Below are 2,180 nucleotides of genomic sequence, written 5' to 3' on the forward strand. Positions count from 1 at the left end.
GGATCTGCCATTGCGGATTCCGATCGGCGATCCCGCGCGCGCAGTGCTGGCGGCGCGCCGGGCCGCCCCGGACGACGTCCCGTTCGTGCCTGCCGGCTAGGGGCGATCGCAAGCTCGGCGAAGCCGGGCGCAGCGGGTCGGCCACATGAGCTAGGGGCGATCGCAAGCTCGGCGAAGCCGGGCGCAGCGGGTCGGCCCCATGAGTTAGGGGCGATCGCAAGCTCGGCGAAGCCGGGCGCAGCGGGTCGGCCCCATGAGCTAGGGCCGCATCTCGTAAGCGCCGTCGTAGGCCCGGACCTCCTGCCACACCCGATCGAAGCGGTGTGCGTCGGTGATGGGCTTACGCACGGCGCCCAGAGCCCAATCCTGTTGCGCCGTGGTCGAACTCGGCTTTCCGTGCAAGGCCACGGCGTATTGGGAGAAATCGCGGATCTGGACTTCGAAGATCTGGTCTATAAGGTCGGCGTCGAGGCCGATCAGATCCGCTTGTTCGAGGATCAGCTGTCCGTACACGATCAGCGTGAACAGGTGACCGACCACCAGTAGGAAATCGAGGTCTTGCATCTGCTCGGGGTCCGGTGCGGCGGTGGCCAGCAACTCCTTGAGCGCGTTGGCCTGTTCGTAGAACAGCGCGACATTTGAGATTTTCGTGTGCTTTTCGTACACCGTTGACCAGTCGGCGAATTGCACCTTGGAGGCGCCGCGAGCCGGCCCCTGCGCCCAGAAGAACACGTCATCAGCCGGGTCGTTGCGAGTACCGATCTCGGGGTACGTCGCCGGATTGAACATGTAGTTGGGCATGAACTTCAGGATCTGTGCGACGTTGACGTGCACCGTGCCCTCCAGCCGTGGCAGGGCGCCGATCAGCCTGGCCACTTCGCTGAAGTAGGTGTTCTTCTCGAAACCCTTGGCGGCCAGCACATCCCATAGCAGGGTCACCACCTCTTCGCCTTCGGAGGTGACTTTGGCTTTGGTGACCGGGTTGAACAGCAGGTAGCGACGGTCATCGAGGCTGGCGCTGCGGAAGTAGTCGATCGCGCGGTCGCTGAATAGTTTCATCGCGACCAGCCGGGCGTAGGCCTCCACGAAACTGGCCCGCACGTGCGGGAAGTCGGTGACCGGGTTGCCGTACAGGATGCGGTTGTTGGCGTGGGTGATCGCCTCGTAGAAGGCGTGCTCACACATTCCGATCGACCCGGAGCACAGGTTGAACTTGCCGACGTTGACGGTGTTGAGCGCGGCGGAGAACGCCTCCGGGCCGGTGCACAGGATGTCCTCCTCGTGCACCGGGTAGTCGTTGAGCCGGAAGTTGCTGACGAACATCTGGCCGTGCACCACGTTGCCGATCAGTTCGTAATTCTGGTGGCCGCTGTCCGCGACGAACCACACGTAGCCATCGGCGCCCTCGACGTCGGTGCGCCGGGAGAACACCGACACCATGCCGGCCACGTTGCCGTTGCCGATGTAGTACTTCTCCCCCGACGCGCGGAAGACCACCCCTTCGTCGTCGCCGTCGGCGGCGGGCGTGAGGAGCAGGTCGGTGTTGTAGATATCGGCGCCGTGTTCACGTTCGGACAGCGCGAACGCCATCACGCCACCGGCGTCGAGCTGCGCGGCCGCGCGCTCCTTGGCCTTGATGTTGTCGCTCTGCCAGATCGGGCCGAGACCCAGGATCGTCACCTGCTCGGCGTACCAGTACGACAGCCCGTAGAACCCGAAGATCTCGCTGAGCGCGGCGTTGCGGGAGGTGTCCCACCGCTTGTTCGGGTCGCCTCCGCCGTACTCCGACGGGGTGAGGAAGGTCGCGAAGATCTTCTCCTGCTTGATGAAGTCGAGGAAATCCGACACCCAGGCGGCTTCGAGGTCGTCGCGCAGCAGCTTGGCCTTACCGCGCTCTTCGAACCACCCGATCACTGCACGCAGCTGACGTCGGGTTTCAGGGTCGAAATGCGACGGGTCGTAGGTATTCGGATCAAAAAGCAGTCCCATGGGCGTCGAATCTAGCGCTAGTCGACAACGTCATGGGCATATCTCAAGGAGCTAACGATTCAGTAGACCCGTGGCGTGGGTGCGCCGAGCAGCTGGCCTGCCATGTTCTGGTGGAAGCCTGATGTCCACGTACCTGCCTTGCACTCGACGCGCCGCTGTCGCCGCGGCGGCCTGTTGGACCCTGCTCACCC

1 protein-coding gene is annotated in these 2,180 nt (G+C 64.0%); it reads right to left on the bottom strand.

Translation table 11 applies throughout. The annotated features are described in order from the left end of the window. Window positions 1-258 precede the first annotated feature (258 nt). A complete protein-coding gene (locus tag WAO18_RS07160; protein ID WP_422205061.1) occupies window positions 259-1,989 on the bottom strand; it encodes an acyl-CoA dehydrogenase family protein in 1,731 nt (576 codons plus the stop codon). Window positions 1,990-2,180: the final 191 nt, after the last annotated feature.

This window comes from Mycobacterium sp. (assembly GCF_049278535.1).
Lineage (GTDB): Bacteria > Actinomycetota > Actinomycetes > Mycobacteriales > Mycobacteriaceae > Mycobacterium.

Bases quoted from the DNA above. Each gene is read 5' to 3' on its own strand.
- WAO18_RS07160 (WP_422205061.1), bottom strand. From the start codon at position 1,989: ATGGGACTGCTTTTTGATCCGAATACCTACGACCCGTCGCATTTCGAC.